The sequence below is a fragment of the Providencia sp. UF-183 genome, from assembly GCF_058246155.1.
In genome coordinates, this window is the sequence record NZ_JBSICD010000025.1 from 52,392 (window position 1) to 68,910 (window position 16,519).

The window sequence follows — 16,519 nt, forward strand, 5'->3', positions numbered from 1 at the left end:
AGTTTGAATTATAAGCAGGCATAAGAGAAATGACTGAACCAACTAAAGAAACCATCGATTTTGGTTTCCGCACTGTCGGCAAAGAGGATAAAGCTGGCTTAGTAGCGAATGTATTTCACTCTGTAGCATCAAAATATGACTTAATGAATGACCTGATGTCATTCGGTATTCATCGTATCTGGAAACGTTTCACGATTGAAGCAAGTGGTGTACGCCGTAATCAGCGTGTATTGGACCTTGCTGGTGGAACCGGTGACTTAACCGCGAAATTTTCACGTTTAGTCGGTGAAAAAGGGGAAGTCGTTCTGGCAGATATTAACGATTCTATGCTAAAAATGGGACGCGAAAAATTACGTGACCTAGGCATTGTCGGTAACGTTAATTATGTTCAGGCCAATGCGGAAGAACTCCCATTCCCAGACAACTATTTTGATTGCATTACCATTTCTTTTGGCCTGCGTAACGTGACGGATAAAGATAAAGCATTGCGTTCAATGTTCCGTGTGTTAAAGCCAGGTGGCCGTTTGTTGGTATTAGAATTTTCAAAACCTGTCATTGAACCACTGAATAAAGCCTATGATGCTTATTCTTTCCATATTTTACCGCGTATTGGTCAAGCTATCGTCAACGACCCAGATAGCTACCGCTATTTAGCTGAGTCAATCCGCATGCACCCTAATCAAGAAACCTTGAAAGGGATGATGGAAAATGCAGGGTTTGAACAGGTATCTTATACCAATATGACTGGTGGTATTGTTGCATTGCATAAAGGATTTAAATTCTAAGATGGAAGCACCATCAGCACATAGCGAAACTCAACATACTGTTTTGTATTCTTTAATAACAGCAATGATGGAAACCTCTCTTAATCATATGCTGTTTAAAGAAAAAGTGTTGCAGCCTGCAAGAATGCGTTTGGCAGGCAAAGTGATGTCCATTGAACTAAAAGAGCTCAATAAAACACTGACTCTGATTTTTGCTGAAAATCATGTTGATGTACTGAGTGAATGGACTGAAGCGGCAGATTGCACCATTAAAACGTCATTGTTTACGTTAGTGAAGCTTAAAGATAAGCAGCAGCTATCTCAACTCATCAATCGTGGTGATATCGTGATTGAAGGGGATATGCAGATTGTCCAACATTGGTCCTCTTTGTTAGATTTGGCGATTTGGAACCCTGCTCATTATCTATCCCCTTATATTGGTGATGTTGCCGCTGAAGGGCTAAGTAAGCTGCTGAATAAAGGTGTTTGCCTTGCATCTCATTTGGTCAAGCGCCAAAAGACTTATGTAAAAGACGCACTGATTGAAGAGTGGAAAATGGCACCGAGCCAACTCGAACTTGCCCACTTTAGTGATGAAGTTGAGCAAATTGATAGCGCGATGAGTATGCTGGAACAACGCCTAAGCCAGCTGGAGGAGAAGAATGACACCCGGTGAATTAAAACGACTTTACTTCATTGTTCGGGTTTTTCTCTCTTACGGATTAGATGAGTTAATCCCCAAAATTAAACTTACGCTACCGCTTCGAATTGGCCGCTTAGGTTTTTTTTGGATCAGAAATAAACATAAAGACAAAAGTTTAGGTGAAAGGCTGCGCCTTGCATTGCAAGAATTAGGTCCTGTCTGGATCAAATTTGGGCAAATGTTATCGACGCGTCGAGATCTCTTCCCTCCTGCAATCGCAGACCAACTTTCTCTATTACAAGACAAAGTTGCTAGTTTTGATGGTAAATTAGCGCGTGGTTATATTGAAGAGTCTTTAGGTGGGCCGCTTGAGCAATGGTTTGATGATTTTGATGAGCAATCACTTGCCTCAGCCTCTATTGCTCAAGTTCATACGGCTACATTAAAAGAAAACGGCAAAGACATTGTTATCAAAGTTATTCGCCCAGATATTCTACCCATAATCAAAGCTGACATTAAATTAATGTACCGTATCGCGAACTGGGTACCATTGCTACCAGATGGGCGTCGTTTGCGACCAAAAGAAGTTGTTCGTGAATATGAAAAAACATTGATTGATGAACTGAATCTTTTACGCGAATCGGCGAATGCTATTCAGCTGCGCCGTAACTTTGAAAATAGCTCTATGCTGTATATCCCAGAAGTCTACCCTGATTATTGCCGTGAAAACGTCATGGTAATGGAACGTATTTATGGGATCCCAGTTTCAGATATTACTGCACTAAAAGCGCAGGGAACTAATATGAAACTGTTAGCTGAGCGTGGCGTTAAAGTCTTCTTCACTCAAGTATTTCGCGACAGCTTCTTCCATGCGGATATGCACCCGGGGAATATTTTTGTTAGTTATGAACACCCTGAAGATCCGCTGTACATCGGTATTGACTGCGGCATCGTCGGTTCATTAAATAAAGAAGACAAGCGTTATTTGGCTGAAAACTTTATCGCATTTTTCAATCGAGATTATCGTAAAGTCGCTGAGCTTCATGTGGATTCTGGTTGGGTTCCACAAGATACGAATGTGGAAGATTTTGAATTTGCCATTCGAACTGTGTGTGAGCCTATCTTTGAAAAACCACTGGCAGAAATTTCTTTTGGTCATGTACTACTGAATTTATTTAACACAGCACGCCGTTTTAATATGGAAGTACAGCCTCAGTTAGTACTATTGCAAAAAACACTACTGTATGTAGAAGGCCTAGGCCGGCAGCTCTATCCTCAACTGGATTTATGGAAAACAGCAAAACCATTTTTAGAGGATTGGGTGCATAGCCAAGTTGGCTTACCTGCAATTACACAGGCACTAAAAGAAAAAGCACCTTATTGGGCAGAAAAAATGCCTGAGCTACCCGATTTAATTTATGGTGCGTTGAAACAACACAAATACTTGCAGTCAAATATTGAACAACTAGCACAGCAATTGAAAGATCAGCGAAGCAAACAACGCAAGTCGCAATATCTATTAGGAATAGGGGCTACATTTATCCTTTGTGGTAGTTTATTCTTTATTTCTGATTTAACACGCCTTTCTGCAGTATTTATGGCTGCGGGCGCTTTATCTTGGTTGTTTGGTTGGTGTAAAGCAGGCGAAAATTAAGTAAACTTTGTTTTGCGACAAGTTTATGAGGCTGTGAACATTTCCGTATTTTGTGTTGGTTGTATATAATAGACCTAATAACACTTGATCCCAAAACTATAGAGGTATTAACAATGGAATCAACTATTGCAATGGCTGCTTTTGGTAGTCCTTGGCAACTAATTATTATTGCTTTGCTTATTATTTTAATTTTCGGCACCAAAAAATTACGTTCTTTAGGTTCTGATTTAGGTGAATCACTCAAAGGCTTTAAAAAAGCGATGAGCGATGACGAAAAAGCGAAAGCAGAACAAGAAAAGCAAGATGCTGATTTTGCTACCAAAAATATTACTGAACAACAGGCTGCTGAGAAAAAAGAAAGCCCAGTTGAGAGCAAAAACAAAGAGCAGGGTTAAACCGTGTTTGACATAGGTTTTAGTGAACTGTTGCTTGTTGCTGTAATTGGTCTTGTTGTTTTAGGCCCCGAGCGCTTACCTGTGGCAGTGAGAACTGTCGCTGGGTGGATCCGTGCCATGCGCTCGATGGCTGCTAATGTACAAAATGAGTTATCGCAAGAGCTGAAATTGCAGGAACTGCAAGAGACGCTGAAAAAGGTTGAGGAGAAAGCTAATTTAGAAGCGCTTTCACCGGAACTAAAGCAGTCTATGGAAGAACTGCGCACAGCGGCTCAGTCGTTAAAAAGCGGTTATCAAGCAACAACAAATGATATTGAAACAGAGTTAAACAAAGCTAAAGAAATCACTGATAGCTATGATACAGCTGTCAAAGATGCGAAAAACAGCCCTGAACAGGCGCAGGAATCGGATCCAGATCCAGAATATGCGGCTAAAATGGCTGCTGTTGTTGAGGAAGTAAAAACTGAGGAATCAGCAAAAACTGAAGAGCCAGTCGTTTTAGAAACAACAGATCCGCAAGATACTAAAGCAAAAAACTCCAATCAAACCGAAAGTGAAAAATAACACATGGCTGTAAATGATACACAACCACTTATTAGCCACCTCATTGAACTTCGCAAACGGCTATTAAACTGTTTAATTACAGTTTTAATTGTCTTTGCAGCACTCGCTTATTTTTCAAATGATATTTATCGGCTCGTTGCGGCCCCTTTGATTGATAAGCTGCCTGTGGGTTCGCAAATGAGTGCGACTGATGTGGCATCAACATTTTTTACCCCGATTAAATTAACAATGATGGTTTCGGTTTTTGTATCGATTCCTGTTATTCTTTATCAAATCTGGGCATTTATTGCACCTGCACTATATAAGCACGAGCGTAAGTTGATGTTACCTCTGCTGGTTTCAAGTAGCTTCTTGTTTTATCTTGGAATGGCATTTGCTTATTTTGTCGTCTTCCCATTAGCATTTGGCTTCTTTGTTAAAACAACGCCAGATAGCGTTAACTTTATTCCTGACATCAGTAAGTATCTCAGCTTCGTTATGACCTTATTTATGGCTTTTGGTGCTGCTTTTGAAGTACCTATCGCCATTATTTTACTGTGTTGGACTGGGGTCACGACTCCTGAGTCACTTAAACGTAAGCGCCCATATATTCTTGTAGGGGCATTTATCGTCGGGATGTTCTTAACGCCTCCAGATGTTTTATCTCAAACGCTACTCGCGGTTCCGATGTACTTACTCTTTGAGTTAGGTGTTTTACTGTCTAATTTCTATGTAGGTAAAGGAAGGAAACGACAGGAAGAAGGCGAAGAGGACGAAGAAAAAGAAGAGTCTTAAGCTTAATAAAAGTATTGAGGTTCTGATTTTACTGACAATAAAAAGCCCATTATATATGGGCTTTTTATTGTCTCGAACTACAGCTCTGATGATTTCTTGAATTGCGTATTTTCAACCACTTTTGGAACGCTTTTGTTGAGAATATTCAACAGCAGAATTGAACGATACTCTCCATTAGGTTCATCAAAAATTGCTTGAACCCCTGCAAAAATACCTTCAGTAATTGTGACTATATCACCTGATTTTGGGAGATCTGGTGCGGCAACATGGCCAATAGGTGCTTGCTGCAATAATTCAATAACTTCTTCTGGTACTTCAGTTGGTAATTGACCAAAACGAATGAAATGACTAACACCACGAGTAGACTGAATCGTTGTGGTATGAATTTCGTTATGATCAAACTTCACAAACAGATAGTTAGGGAATAATGCTTCCTGCACGGTTATTCTTTTGCCCTTAACAATTTTTTCCATCTCAGTCATGGGTGTCATGCAAATCACACTTTGCCTATTTAAATGCTCAATAGCACGTTCAATTTGGCCTCGTTTGCAATAAACCAGATACCATTTTTCCATTTTTTTGAATCTCACATGACAATAATATGTTTATGATAACAAATTACAACAGAACAATGTGACTAATGAACCTCTGCACAATATTATTCATACTTGTAGTCTAAAGTCATTAAGCTGCGGTGTGTATAATTGTAATTTAGAACCTAAGTATGTAGGAGACACAATGGATATCTTTTTGTTGAGCAATGGTAAGTTGCCAGGAAACCCTGTTTGGCTAAGCTATGCTTTACCTCGTATTCAAGAAACACTTGCTCGTAAAAATATTAAATCGGCCGTTCTTGTCCCGTATGCTGTTTTACGGGGCTCTCATGATGAGCGTGCAGAACAACTCTCAGAAGCGCTAGGCATAAAGGTGACAACAATAGAGCACTTTTCTAGCCCAGTAGAGGCCATTGAACAAGCAGAGTGCATTCTTGTTAGCGGTGGTAATACGTGGTGGTTAAACAAGTGCTTACATGAAAATGGTTTAATTGTTGCAATTCAACGCGCTGTTAGAGAACGAGGCGTGCCATATATTGGTTGGAGTGCGGGTTGTAATGTGGCAACTCCAAGTATTCGTACAACAAATGATATGCCAGTGAGTAATGCAGCGATCATGCCATCACTGGGGCTATTTCCATTACAAATTAACCCTCATTATATTGATGCGCATATCTCTGGGCATATGGGGGAAACCCGTGACGAAAGATTACAAGAATTTTGTGTGATTAATCCTCACGAAGTGGTTGTTGCACTTAGAGAAGGCAGTGGCTTACAAATTAAAGGTAACGAACTTCATTACTTCAGTGGAAAAAATGAAGGCTTTAAATTATTTCAGCACAACAAAACATTCCCTGAACAATACGATACATTATTATTAGAAAAGTTAGTCCCTTTTGATTGCCAGTAAAATGGTATACTAAACCAGAAAAAGATTGATTTTTAAGTAATTTAAGCAGTAACTTGTAACCTTGGCCGGACGTCTTATAATGAGACTCCCTCTGTAATAGTAAAGAAGATAATGAAATATCGTGACCTTAGAGATTTTATCGCGCAGCTGGAAAAGCAAGGCGAGTTAAAACGCATAACAATGGAAGTCGATCCTTATTTGGAAATGACTGAAATTGCAGATCGCACCCTAAGAGCAGGGGGACCGGCCTTATTATTTGAAAACCCAAAAGGTTACGACATGCCTGTTCTGTGTAATTTGTTTGGGACAACCAAACGAGTTGCGATGGGAATGGGGCAAGAAGATATCAAAGCCCTCCATGATGTTGGCAAATTACTGGCATTTCTGAAAGAGCCAGATCCTCCGAAAGGTTTTCGTGATTTATTCGATAAATTACCTAAATTTAAGCAAGTGCTGAATATGCCCGCTAAACGCTTAAGTTCTGCGCCTTGCCAAGAACAAATTTGGGCTGGTGAAGATGTCGATCTGACTAAAATTCCTGTAATGCACTGCTGGCCAGAAGATGCTGCGCCACTCATTACGTGGGGGCTGACTGTCACCAGAGGGCCTCACAAAGAGCGTCAAAACCTTGGCATTTATCGCCAGCAAGTTCTGGGTAAAAATAAAGTTATTATGCGCTGGCTATCTCATCGAGGTGGTGCGCTAGATTTCCAAGAATGGTGCCAAGCGCACCCAGGTGAAAAATTCCCTGTGGCTGTAGCATTAGGTGCTGACCCTGCAACAATTTTAGGTGCGGTTACTCCCGTCCCGGACACCTTATCTGAATATGCTTTTGCTGGTTTATTGCGCGGTAATAAAACGGAAGTTGTTAAATGTATTTCTAATGATCTTGAAGTGCCTGCGGGTGCAGAAATTATCCTCGAAGGCTATATTGAGCCCGGTGAGATGGCACCTGAAGGGCCTTATGGTGACCACACTGGTTATTATAATGAAATCGATAACTTCCCTGTGTTCACCGTCACTCACGTGACTCAACGCCGTGATGCAATTTATCATTCGACATATACAGGCCGTCCGCCTGATGAACCTGCGGTACTTGGTGAAGCATTAAATGAAGTTCTAGTGCCAATTTTACAAAAACAATTCCCAGAAATTGTCGACTTTTACTTACCACCTGAAGGTTGCTCATATCGCTTAGCTGTTGTGACAATGAAAAAGCAATATGCAGGACATGCAAAAAGAGTCATGATGGGAGTCTGGTCATACCTGCGCCAATTCATGTACACTAAATTTGTTATTGTTTGCGATGATGATATCAATGCACGCGACTGGAAAGATGTGATTTGGGCGATCACGACACGAATGGATCCCGCGCGGGATACGGTTATGATGGAAAACACCCCAATTGACTACCTTGATTTCGCTTCCCCAGTATCGGGTTTAGGTTCAAAAATGGGGCTAGATGCAACAAATAAGTGGCCGGGTGAAACTGACCGAGAGTGGGGGCGCCCAATTGTCATGACTGAAAGTGTTAAATCTCGCATTGATGATATCTGGGAACAATTGAAAATTTTTGAAAAATAAGAGGGAAAGCATGGCAACTTTAAGCTGTAAAGTCACATCTGTCGAATCTATCACGGATACGGTTTATCGGGTTATCTTGTTGCCAGATGGTCCCTTTCATTTTAAAGCAGGGCAATATTTAATGGTCGTGATGGATGAGCGTGATAAGCGACCATTTTCAATGGCATCCACTCTCTGCACTAAAGGTACCATCGAATTGCATATCGGCGCTTCTGAAATTAATTTATATGCAATGGCGGTAATGGATAGAATTTTAGATCAGCAACGCATTGATATCGACATTCCTCATGGTAAAGCGTGGTTTCGTGAAGACAGCCATAATCCAATGATTTTAATTGCAGGGGGGACGGGGTTCTCTTACACCCATTCAATATTGCTTGCAGCTTTAGCAGAAAACCCTCAACGGGATATCACATTTTATTGGGGGGGGCGCCAGTTAGAACATTTATATGATCTTGGTGAACTTCAAGCTCTTAGTGAAAAATATCCAAGTTTAAAAGTGGTTCCTGTTGTTGAACAGCCAGATGAATTGTGGCGAGGTAGAACTGGAACGGTTCTTAGTGCAGTATTAGAAGACTTTGGCGATCTTTCAGAGCACGATATTTATATTGCAGGTCGTTTTGAGATGGCGAAAAGTGCGAGAGATCGTTTTTGTAATGAGCGGGGAGCTAAAGCTGAACGGTTGTTTGGTGATGCTTATGAATTCATTTAATCTGCGCTAGTACAAATTGTAGGGGGCTTCACTCTGCTCCCTTTGTTATCCTATATTACATAACTCCTAGGGATCTTCGCACTTTCTGTTGTTTATAACCCTAAAACTTGTCGAGGTCATCAGGTTAGAGAAAGGTAAAAAAACCCGCCCCTGACTAGGCGGGAACATCGACAAAAACGCAACGTTTTACGAAAAGCGACATTAAACTCGTTCAATAATTGTGGCGATCCCCTGACCAAAACCAATACACATTGTAGCTAAACCAAATTGCTTATCTTTGTGCTCTAGCTGATTCAGTAGCGCAGTTGTGATCCGTGCGCCAGAACAACCAAGTGGATGACCCAGCGCAATAGCCCCCCCGTTTAGGTTTACTTTCTCATCAATAAGGCTTTCAGCGATATTTAACCCTTTTAAACATGCGATGGATTGAGCCGCGAATGCTTCATTTAACTCAATAATATCAATATCATTTAAAGATAAACCTGCTCGTTTTAGCGCCATTTCAGTCGCAGGCACAGGGCCAAAGCCCATAATAGAAGGATCACAACCGACAACCGCCATTGCTCTAACTTTCGCTCTCGGTTTAATACCATGTTGCTTAGCATAGCTTTCGCTACTGAGTAACATGGCGGATGCACCATCTGATAACGCAGATGAATTCCCAGCAGTTACTGTGCCACTCACAGGATCAAAAGCAGGGCGAAGGGCAGCTAAGCCTTGGAGACTTGCATCTAAACGAATGACTTCGTCATAATTTACGGAAATAAGATTCCCATCAGCATCATGCCCTTCAGTAGCAACGATCTCATTAGCGAACTTGCCATTTTTTGTGGCAGCAGCAGCAAGTTGGTGAGACCTAAGCGCAAAGGCGTCTTGTTCTTCGCGGCTAATTTTGTACATTTTGGCTAGCATTTCTGCGGTTAGCCCCATAGCTCCAGCGGCTTTAGCCACTCTCAGTGTGAGTTTTGGGTTAAAGTCGATGCCATGTGTCATAGGAACGTGACCCATATGTTCCACACCACCAATTAAAACTGAATTAGCATCACCCGTCATAATTAATCGGCTCGCATCATGTACCGCCTGCATTGATGAACCACAAAGGCGGTTGACCGTGACTGCGGGTACGGTATGGGGAATATCAGTTAATAAAGCGGCATTTTTTGCAATATTAAAACCTTGTTCTAATGTTTGCTGCACACATCCCCAGATAATGTCATTCAAATCTTTTTTACTTGCATTAGGGTTACGTTCAAAAATTGCATTCATAAGGTGTGCAGAAAGGTCTTCAGCTCTAACATGGCGAAATACTCCACCCTTTGAACGGCCCATTGGTGTGCGTATTCCATCAATAATGACGACGTTTTCCATAGAATTAACCCCTCGCAACTTTTTTGAGATCAATAGCCACAACAGGAGGTTGTGGGTAATAGGTAGCATTGATAGCCGCTTTTGCTTTTAAGCCTTCAGGTGCTTGGTACAGCGGACTTAATGATGCATATGTATCCGTCATTTTTACGTATGATTGGCTACCGAGAGTGTCTAAATAGCAGAACACCCCCCCTCTAAATGGTGGGAAACCTAAACCATAAACCAGAGCAATATCAGCATCAGATGGACTTTGAATAATGCCTTCCTCCAGACAACGAACAACTTCGTTTATCATGGGAGCCATCATTCGAGTGATAATCTCTTCTTTCGTAAATGAACGCTTAACTTTGTAGATAGAATTCAGTAGCTCATCGGTTTGCGGGTCATTAATTTTTTTAGGCTTTCCTTTTTTATCTTTTTCATATTGATAAAAACCTTTTCCATTCTTTTGGCCAAAGCGTTGCTGTTCATACATCACATCAATTGCATTTTTACCCATTTTACTCATCCGCTCAGGGAAACCTTGAGCCATCACTTGTTCGGCATGGAAGGCAGTATCGATACCAACAACATCAAGTAAGTAAGCTGGGCCCATTGGCCAGCCAAATTCTTTCTCCATGATTTTATCGATTTCTCTGAAATCAGCACCGTCTTGGAGTAACAAATTGAAACCTGCAAAATAAGGAAATAGAACGCGATTCACAAAGAAACCAGGGCAATCATTCACCACGATTGGTGTTTTACCCATTTTATTCGCGTAAGCAACGACTTGTGCGACTGTATCGTCAGATGTTTGTGCACCACGAATCACTTCCACTAATGGCATGCGGTGTACAGGGTTGAAGAAATGCATTCCACAGAATTTTTCAGGACGTTTTAGTGACTTGGCCAATATGGAAATTGGAATTGTTGAAGTGTTAGAGGCCAATATCGTCTCAGGTGAAACAAGTGATTCCACTTCAGATAAAACTGCGGCTTTTATTTTTGGATTTTCAACGACTGCTTCGACAATGATTTGGCTATTCTCAATGCCACTATAAGAAAGTGATGGATGAATCGCAGCTAAAGTTGTTGCCATTTTAGCTGCGCTAATCCGCCCTCGCTCAAATTGGTTATTCAGCAGTTTTTGTGCTTCTTCGATACCGAGGTCTAAAGATTTCTCATTGATATCTTTCATCAAAACAGGGACGCCTTTACTGGCTGATTGGTAGGCAATACCGCCTCCCATAATACCAGCACCTAAAACGGCAGCTTGTGTTGGTGTTTTAACATTTTGAGCAAGCTTTTTGCTATTAGATTTAATATGTTGATCATTAAGAAAAATACTTACTAATGCGCGGGCAACATCACTGTGGGCGAGAGGAACAAAAGCGGCTGTTTCATGCTTTAATGCTTCATCACGAGTACAATTTGCCGCTTTTTCGATGGTATTGACTGCCACCATGGGGGCTGGGTAATGTTTTCCTGCGACTTGATATACCATGCCTTTTGCCACATTAAAACTCATGGTTTGCTCAAGTGGGCCTAATTGAAGAGGGGCTAGTTTAGGCTGGCGTTTCTTCTGCCAGTTAATATTCCCAGCTATAGCTGATTCGATAACGGCTAAAGCCGATTGCGGTAGTTTTTCAGTTTCAACTACGGCATCAACTAAACCTAATTTGAGGGCTTGGGGCCCGCTGACATCTTTACCCGCCGTAATAATTTCCAGCGCGCTATCTAAGCCAATTAGCCTTGGTAAACGAACGGAGCCCCCAAATCCTGGCATGATACCGAGTTTTGTTTCGGGTAGGCCTATACGTGCATCAGGGGATGCAATACGAAAATCTGTCGATAAAATACACTCACAGCCGCCGCCAAGCGCATAGCCATTGATTGCACAAATCGTCGGAACGGGGAGATCTTCAATGCGATTAAATATGCTATTAGCGTATTGTAGCCATTCACTGAGGGTTTCTTTTGGTGCTTCAAATAATGAGAGAAATTCTTTGATATCGGCGCCAACGATAAAAGCTGGTTTATCAGAGCGGATAATAACACCTTGCAGATCAGATTGTTGCTCAAGAACAGACACAGCTTCATCCAGTGAAGCAACGGTGTGGGTATCCAATTTATTGATTGGCCCTAGCGAGTTAAAAACCAGTTCTGCAATACCGTTTTTCAACCATTGAATATAGATTGTTTCACTTTGATAAAGCATTCTGTTCTCCTTTATATGATAAAGTTATCTGGTATGACCAGATGATTTGAGTGTGACTAGAATGTTAATTAATTGCAAACGGTTAATAACAAAACTGGAATCTTGGTCACAGCAATTAAGTGAAATAATGTTGCTTTAAAATGATATTTTAATTATTAATCAATAGATTAATGTGGGTTTGCAACAGAGTGCATATCCGTTAAGAACAGAACGTGATAAGCTTGGATTTTCTAATTAATGCTGAAAGGTTGAAGGAAATGGAAAAACTGACTGCACTCTACGCTGATCATATTAAAACGTTACAAAACAGAACTCAGCAAGTCTTACAGCGCAGCAAATTAGATGCCATATTGATTCATTCGGGTGAACCACTTCGCGTCTTTCTTGATGATAGTGACTACCCATTTAAGGTTAATCCACACTTTAAAGCTTGGGTTCCTGTTACCGATGTTCCCCATTCTTGGTTATTAGTCGATGGCGTTAATAAGCCTAAATTATGGTTTTACTCACCCGTTGATTATTGGCACAGTGTTGAGCCATTACCAAATGGCTTTTGGACGAAAGATGTCGAACTGATTCATTTAAAAAATGCTGATGATATCAAAGGGTTTCTTGCTAGCTTACCAAAAGAGAATGTTGCTTATATTGGTTCAGCAGCCGCAAGGGCCGAATCTTTAGGCATCTCATTAAATAATATCAATCCGAAGCCAGTTCTAGACTATTACCATTTCCATCGCGCCTATAAAACGGACTATGAGCTGTATTGTATGCGTGAAGCACAAAAAATGGCGGTAAATGGCCACCTTGCCGCATTGGAAGCATTCCGTGCAGGAATGAGTGAGTTTGATATTAATGTCAGCTATTTACAATCAACAGGCCACCGCGATACTAACGTACCGTATGGCAATATTGTTGCGTTAAATGAAAATGCAGCGGTGCTCCATTACACTAAATTACAGCAATCCGTTCCTGCTGAATTGCGGAGTTTCTTGATTGATGCAGGGGCTGAATATAACGGTTACGCTGCTGATATCACGAGAACATATGCAGCAAAAGGCAAAGATGAATTTGCTGAATTGGTCGCAGATGTAAACAAAGAACAGCTTTCTCTCATTGATACCATTAAAGCGGGTGTCCGTTATACTGATTACCACGTAGATATGCATCACCGTATAGCCAAAATTCTTGCGAAACATGACATTATTAATGGTATTAGCGAAGAATCAATGGTCGAGAATGGTTTAACAACACCATTTTTACCTCATGGTTTAGGGCATCCATTAGGTCTGCAAGTTCATGATGCGGCTGGCTTTATGCAAGATGATAGCGGAACACACCTTGCGGCACCAAAAATGTATCCTTTCTTGCGTTGCACTCGGGTTCTAGAGCCTAAAATGGTGTTAACTATTGAGCCGGGCCTTTACTTCATTGAATCACTGCTTTCATCGTGGAGAAAGGGTGAGTTTAGTCAGCATTTTAATTGGGATAAAATTGAGTTCTTTAAGCCATACGGCGGTATTCGCATCGAAGACAATATCGTGATCCATGCGAATCGTATTGAAAATATGACTCGAGACCTGCATTTACGTTAATGAAACCTTATTTAATACCAGCAGAAACGATTTCTTTTACCGAAGAAATAAAGAAAAGCCGATTTATTACTTATTTAGCTCATACCGAGGGTATTGATGCGGCAAAAGATTATATTCAATCGATTAAAGCGCAATACCCCGATGCCCGGCACCATTGCTGGGCATTTGTCGCTGGCCGCCCTGATGATTCTCAGCAATTGGGCTTTTCTGATGACGGAGAACCAACAGGAACGGCAGGCAAACCTATTATGGCGCAACTGTTAGGAAGCCAATTAGGTGAGGTCACCTGCGTTGTTGTGCGCTATTTTGGTGGGATCAAATTGGGAACAGGCGGATTGGTAAAAGCCTACGGTAACGGTGCGCAACAAGCGTTGAAAATATTACCGACTCAAACCAAAGTCCCACAAAAAGTGTTTAATTTAGTGTGTGATTATTCGCTGATTAATGCAATAGAGCTGCTACTTGCTCAGGTCAATGGCGTGATTTTGCACAGTGATTATAATGAAGCTGTCGCTTTGCAAATTGCAATTCCTGCTACCCTTGAGCAGGAGGTCAATGATAGATTACGCGATATAAGCCGTGGTGCTTTAACGCTCACACCAGAATCTGAATAGTCAACCGCTTTAGCAAGGAACCTGCCGAATGCATTTTCGTGCAATAACCCGTATTGTCGGGCTGCTTGTCATCATTTTTTCTTTTACCATGGTTATTCCAGGTATTGTCGCGTTAATTTACCGTGATGGAGCGGGGCGCGCCTTCAGTCAGACATTTGTGACGGCGCTATTAATTGGCTTGTTTTTATGGCTACCTACGCGCAACAGTAAACACGAATTAAAAGCAAAAGAAGGCTTCCTGATTGTTGTCTTATTTTGGACTGTACTTGGTAGCGTAGGAGCATTACCGTTTATCTTTTCTGAAAAGCCGAATCTTTCTGTTACAGATGCCTTTTTTGAATCCTTTTCTGGCTTAACCACGACAGGCGCAACAACGCTAACGGGGCTTGATTCTTTACCTAAAGCGATTTTGTTTTATCGGCAAATGCTACAGTGGCTTGGGGGGATGGGGATCATCGTGTTAGCAGTTGCTATCCTTCCGTTGTTAGGTGTTGGGGGAATGCAGCTCTACCGTGCGGAAATGCCGGGGCCATTGAAAGACAACAAAATGCGCCCCAGAATTGCAGAAACAGCAAAAACCTTGTGGCTTATTTATGTGTTATTGACTATTGCCTGTGCAATAGCATTATGGATAGCCGGGATGGATGTGTTTGATGCTATTTCCCACAGTTTTTCGACGATAGCCATTGGCGGGTTTTCTACTCATGACGCGAGCGTCGGTTATTTTAATAGTCCAGCAATTAATACCATTATCGGGGTATTCCTCATCATATCAGGGTGTAACTTTGGTTTGCACTTTGCGGTTTTAACTGGGCGAAGCCTTGGGATTTATTGGCGCGACCCTGAATTTAGAATGTTTATCAGCTTCCAATTTGTTTTAGTGGTGGTTTGTACTGCGGTATTGATGTACCACTCTGTATATGGTGGTTTTGGTCAAACGCTTGATCAAGCCTTTTTCCAAGTCGTATCGATGGCCACAACGGCTGGGTTTACGACAGATAGTTTCTCTGGCTGGCCACTATTTTTACCGATGCTTTTATTGTGTGCGGCGTTTGTTGGTGGATGTGCTGGTTCAACTGGGGGCGGGTTAAAGGTTATCCGTATTTTATTATTGTTCTTACAAGGTTCCCGAGAATTAAAACGGCTTGTTCACCCAAATGCAGTTTACACTATCAAGCTAGGGCAGAGGGCACTTCCAGAGCGCATCATTGAAGCGGTTTGGGGGTTCTTTTCTGCATATGCGTTGGTTTTTGTGGTTAGTTTATTATTGTTAATCGCAACGGGCGTTGATGAGTTTTCAGCGTTTTCGGCGATTGCCACTACATTGAACAATTTAGGGCCAGGGTTAGGGACTGTAGCGGACAACTTCACGAGCATGAATCCTGCAGGTAAATGGATTTTAGTTGTTACCATGTTATTTGGCCGTTTAGAAGTGTTTACCTTATTAGTGTTACTGACCCCAACGTTTTGGCGTGAGTAATTCAGTACAATTTTGTTATATATAGAAATGATAAAAATCTAGGAACGATAATGAGCTATTTACTTCTACACTCCAGCACTGATGGGCAGACTAAAAAAATTGTTTTGAAAATGGCGGAGCAATTGCGGAGCTTAGGCAGAGAGTGCGATATTCGTGACTTAAATACAGAGCAAAGTTTTAATTTAGCTGCTTATGATAAGGTTTTGGTGGGAGCTTCTATCCGTTATGGGCATTTCAATAAAAAACTTCAGCGTTTCGTTATTTCCCATCAAAGCCAATTGAATTCAATGGCGAGTGCTTTTTTTGCTGTAAACCTTACGGCAAGAAAAGAAGGTAAGAATACCGTAGAGACAAATGCTTACACACGTAAATTCTTAGAAGCCTGTCCTTGGAAGCCAACATTGAAGTCTGTTTTTGCTGGTGCATTGTTTTATCCACGTTATAAATGGTTTGATAGAATGATGATCCGTCTAATTATGAAAATGACGGATGGGCCAACTGATCCTAATACAGAGATTGAATACACTAATTGGGCAAATGTTTCACAATTCGCAGTTGAATTTGATAACTTATAGTCCCTTTTTTCAACAGATCATACTTTTTTTACACGATTTGTTTAATAATCCAGCTGTTGAATAAAAAAATGCAAAAAAGGGGTTGCCAGATTTTTCTGACTCCCTATAATGCGCATCCACTGACCGGGAACAAGACAAC

16 protein-coding genes are annotated in these 16,519 nt (G+C 41.3%); 13 read left to right on the forward strand and 3 right to left on the reverse strand.

Translation table 11 applies throughout. The annotated features are described in order from the left end of the window. The first annotated feature begins 29 nt into the window (after positions 1–29). From ubiE to tatC, 6 genes are all read left to right on the forward strand, one after another. Positions 30–785: a bifunctional demethylmenaquinone methyltransferase/2-methoxy-6-polyprenyl-1,4-benzoquinol methylase UbiE gene (ubiE, locus tag AC4IFT_RS19135; protein ID WP_490736787.1), complete on the forward strand. Its 756-nt coding sequence runs from the start codon at positions 30–32 to the stop codon at positions 783–785. 1 nt (position 786) lies between these two features. After that, complete coding sequence (locus AC4IFT_RS19140; protein ID WP_490736789.1) at positions 787–1,440, forward strand: ubiquinone biosynthesis accessory factor UbiJ; 654 nt, start codon at positions 787–789, stop codon at positions 1,438–1,440. Then, positions 1,427–3,061, forward strand: a complete 1,635-nt coding sequence (gene ubiB / locus AC4IFT_RS19145) for a ubiquinone biosynthesis regulatory protein kinase UbiB (protein ID WP_490752289.1) — start codon at positions 1,427–1,429, stop codon at positions 3,059–3,061. Before AC4IFT_RS19140 ends, ubiB begins: the two co-directional genes overlap by 14 nt. Positions 3,062–3,174: 113 nt before the next feature. After that, the gene (tatA, locus tag AC4IFT_RS19150; protein ID WP_219245599.1) at positions 3,175–3,456 is read left to right on the forward strand and encodes a twin-arginine translocase TatA/TatE family subunit; all 282 of its coding nucleotides are present in this window, start codon (positions 3,175–3,177) and stop codon (positions 3,454–3,456) included. Positions 3,457–3,459: 3 nt separating this feature from the next. Further along, positions 3,460–4,020 (forward strand): Sec-independent protein translocase protein TatB, encoded by a 561-nt coding sequence (tatB, locus tag AC4IFT_RS19155; RefSeq protein ID WP_490736793.1) that lies wholly within the window; start codon positions 3,460–3,462, stop codon positions 4,018–4,020. Positions 4,021–4,023: 3 nt separating this feature from the next. Continuing rightward, a complete protein-coding gene (gene tatC / locus AC4IFT_RS19160; RefSeq protein WP_219245601.1) occupies positions 4,024–4,794 on the forward strand; it encodes a Sec-independent protein translocase subunit TatC in 771 nt (256 codons plus the stop codon). 77 nt (positions 4,795–4,871) lie between these two features. Here the strand turns inward: tatC and rfaH are convergent, their stop codons facing one another. Beyond that, on the reverse strand, positions 4,872–5,369 hold the full coding sequence (gene rfaH / locus AC4IFT_RS19165) for a transcription/translation regulatory transformer protein RfaH (protein ID WP_490752291.1): 498 nt from the start codon (positions 5,367–5,369) through the stop codon (positions 4,872–4,874). A 163-nt stretch (positions 5,370–5,532) separates the two neighbouring features. Here rfaH and pepE point away from each other — a divergent pair, with 163 nt between their 5' ends. The 3 genes from pepE (at position 5,533) to fre (ending at position 8,554) form a co-directional block, all read left to right on the forward strand. After that, positions 5,533–6,258, forward strand: coding sequence for a dipeptidase PepE (gene pepE / locus AC4IFT_RS19170; RefSeq protein ID WP_490752293.1), 726 nt, complete (start codon positions 5,533–5,535; stop codon positions 6,256–6,258). A 111-nt stretch (positions 6,259–6,369) separates the two neighbouring features. After that, a complete protein-coding gene (gene ubiD, locus AC4IFT_RS19175; RefSeq protein ID WP_490736800.1) occupies positions 6,370–7,842 on the forward strand; it encodes a 4-hydroxy-3-polyprenylbenzoate decarboxylase in 1,473 nt (490 codons plus the stop codon). Between the two features lie 10 nt (positions 7,843–7,852). Continuing rightward, complete coding sequence (gene fre, locus AC4IFT_RS19180) at positions 7,853–8,554, forward strand: NAD(P)H-flavin reductase (RefSeq protein ID WP_490736802.1); 702 nt, start codon at positions 7,853–7,855, stop codon at positions 8,552–8,554. Between the two features lie 201 nt (positions 8,555–8,755). On the opposite strand, the gene fadA is transcribed toward fre, so the two are convergent. Both fadA and fadB read right to left on the reverse strand, forming a co-directional pair. Continuing rightward, complete coding sequence (gene fadA, locus AC4IFT_RS19185) at positions 8,756–9,922, reverse strand: acetyl-CoA C-acyltransferase FadA (protein WP_490736804.1); 1,167 nt, start codon at positions 9,920–9,922, stop codon at positions 8,756–8,758. Positions 9,923–9,926: 4 nt separating this feature from the next. After that, positions 9,927–12,119 carry a fatty acid oxidation complex subunit alpha FadB gene (fadB, locus tag AC4IFT_RS19190; protein ID WP_490752295.1) on the reverse strand — a complete coding sequence of 731 codons (2,193 nt, stop codon included), beginning with the start codon at positions 12,117–12,119 and terminating at the stop codon, positions 9,927–9,929. A gap of 257 nt (positions 12,120–12,376) precedes the next feature. Here fadB and pepQ point away from each other — a divergent pair, with 257 nt between their 5' ends. From pepQ to hemG, 4 genes are read left to right on the forward strand one after another with little or no spacing between them, the layout of a single operon-like run. After that, positions 12,377–13,711 (forward strand): Xaa-Pro dipeptidase, encoded by a 1,335-nt coding sequence (gene pepQ / locus AC4IFT_RS19195; RefSeq protein ID WP_490752297.1) that lies wholly within the window; start codon positions 12,377–12,379, stop codon positions 13,709–13,711. Next, the gene (locus AC4IFT_RS19200; RefSeq protein ID WP_490736810.1) at positions 13,711–14,325 is read left to right on the forward strand and encodes an IMPACT family protein; all 615 of its coding nucleotides are present in this window, start codon (positions 13,711–13,713) and stop codon (positions 14,323–14,325) included. The genes pepQ and AC4IFT_RS19200 overlap by 1 nt, the downstream gene beginning before the upstream one ends. 28 nt (positions 14,326–14,353) lie before the next feature. After that, entirely contained in the window at positions 14,354–15,805 is a 1,452-nt protein-coding gene (gene trkH, locus AC4IFT_RS19205; protein ID WP_490736812.1) for a Trk system potassium transporter TrkH, read from the forward strand. A 50-nt stretch (positions 15,806–15,855) separates the two neighbouring features. Beyond that, positions 15,856–16,380: a menaquinone-dependent protoporphyrinogen IX dehydrogenase gene (hemG, locus tag AC4IFT_RS19210; protein WP_490752299.1), complete on the forward strand. Its 525-nt coding sequence runs from the start codon at positions 15,856–15,858 to the stop codon at positions 16,378–16,380. Positions 16,381–16,519 lie beyond the last annotated feature (139 nt).